General features: G+C 35.2%; 2 protein-coding genes. One reads left to right on the top strand and one right to left on the bottom strand.

The genetic code is table 11. The features are described from left to right. Positions 1-16: 16 nt before the first annotated feature. A complete protein-coding gene (locus H7O61_RS07755) occupies positions 17-1,300 on the bottom strand; it encodes an RNA-guided endonuclease InsQ/TnpB family protein (RefSeq protein ID WP_187875645.1) in 1,284 nt (427 codons plus the stop codon). 51 nt (positions 1,301-1,351) lie between these two features. Between H7O61_RS07755 and tnpA the strand changes: the two genes are divergently transcribed. Beyond that, the gene (gene tnpA, locus H7O61_RS07750; RefSeq protein ID WP_001928936.1) at positions 1,352-1,798 is read left to right on the top strand and encodes an IS200/IS605 family transposase; all 447 of its coding nucleotides are present in this window, start codon (positions 1,352-1,354) and stop codon (positions 1,796-1,798) included. Positions 1,799-1,892: the final 94 nt, after the last annotated feature.

Raw genomic sequence — 1,892 nt, 5'->3', positions numbered from 1 at the left:
GTGAATTACCCAACCGCTAAAGCGATTGGGCTTTTTCTTGCTTCATAGCTCCATAACTAGCTAGATCTAATATGTTGCCATATTGAGAACTAACCCCGTTAGAGGAAGCTCCACAAGCTTTGATACGCTCATCAGTGTAATGAGCGTAATCGCTTCGGATAATCCCTACCCTAGCTTTATCTATCTTTATTTTATGCCTGTCATCTAGCATGCCTAAAGCGTAGTTTCTAATATTGACACTCGCATTGTAATCTCTGTGGTGTATGATCTCACAATTAGGGCAAGTGAATTGGGTAATCCTTTCATGTTTTTTGCCTGTATTGAACCCACAATAAGAACACAATTGAGAGCTAGGGAAAAATCTGTCTATGCCTAATAGGGTTTTCCCTTTTCTTTGGGCTTTGTATTTTAGCATAGTAAGGAATTCCCCCCAACTCGCATTAGCAAGGCTTTTAGAATGATAGGTTCTCATAAGCCCTTTAACATTCAAAGTTTCTACTCCTATCAAATCGTATTGATTGGTTATCTCATTACTGATTTTGTGTAAGTAGTCTTCTCTAGTGTTTGAACAAGCTAGATGCAATCTAGCTACCTTTTTAGCTTGTTTGTTCCTGTTGTTAGAACCTTTTACTTTTTTACTTAACCTCCTTTGTGCTTGTTTGAGTTTCTTTTCTAATTTTTGATAAAAACGAATGTGTGGGTATTCTATTTTATCGCTTGTAACAATGAGCGTTCTTAAGCCCATGTCTAAACCTACCGCTTTTTTAATGATAGTAGGTTTAGGGATAGGCTCTTTGGTTTCATAGGATATAGAACAAAAATATTGATCGGCTACGCAAGAAATAAAAGCCTGTTTGATAACGCTATCTTTAGGCAAGTCTCTGTGTAATTTAGCCTTAATGCCCTCTTTGAATTTAGGGAGAGCGATTGTTTGAGTCTCTGTTTTGATTTCTATGTTTTGGGGGATTGCAAAGGATTGTTTAGCGTTTTTCTTGGATTTGAATTTAGGGTATCTCGCTCTTTTGCTAAAGAAATTATCATAAGCGCTCACAAGCTGTCTTAACGCCATTTGCAAACTTTGAGAATTGCATTCATTGAGATAATGGTATTTTTCTTGCCGCTTGATTTGGGTTAAGACTTTTTGCATGGTGAAGTAAGTTTCTTTAATGCCTTGCGCATATTGTTTTTGTCGGTAATCTAAAAAGTAGTTATACACCACTCTAGAACAGCCAAAATGTTTAGAAATAAGCTCTTTTTGTTGGGCGTTAGGATAAATTCTAAACTTGATAGCGTTAAGCAAAAATAACTCCTTATCTTTATCTTGTATCATTATACAATGTTTTTATAAATAATGAATAAGGATAGAGGAATGAGAAAAAACCATTACCCATTAAGGGGGTATATTTCAACCAACCGAAGTAAGCATAATCTAAAAGCCCATTTGATTTTAGTGTGTAAGTATAGAAAAAAGTTGTTGCAAGGGGATTTGAATCATTTTATTAAGTCTGTTATAGAAGAGATAGTCGCCCAAAGTCATTTCATTATCATTGCGATGGAAAGCGATATAGATCATTTGCACTTAATGGTTCAATATATCCCTAGAATGTCTATTAGTTCCATTATTTCTAAAATCAAACAGATCACCACTTATAGAGTTTGGCGCGATAAAAGATTTATCCCCTTATTGCAAAAACACTTTTGGAAAGAAAAAACTTTTTGGACTGATGGATTTTTTGTTTGCTCTATCGGTGAAGCTAACCCTGAAACTATCAAGGCGTATATAGAAAATCAAGGTTAGTTTCACTTAAGGTTTTTATATAGTTCCTAGCGGAACTAAAGCATTCATCCCAAACACTAAAGATATTTGGGATTTCTGCTTGGGTGGTTTTAAA

Origin of the sequence: Helicobacter pylori (genome assembly GCF_014496965.1) — a bacterium.
GTDB lineage: Bacteria > Campylobacterota > Campylobacteria > Campylobacterales > Helicobacteraceae > Helicobacter > Helicobacter pylori_CZ.
Note: the sequence above shows the minus strand (reverse complement) of the source record. Positions and strands in the feature narration are given on the sequence as shown.

Excerpts from the sequence above, each read along its gene's own strand:
- tnpA (WP_001928936.1), top strand. The coding sequence starts at position 1,352 with ATGAATAAGGATAGAGGAATGAGAAAAAACCATTACCCATTAAGGGGG.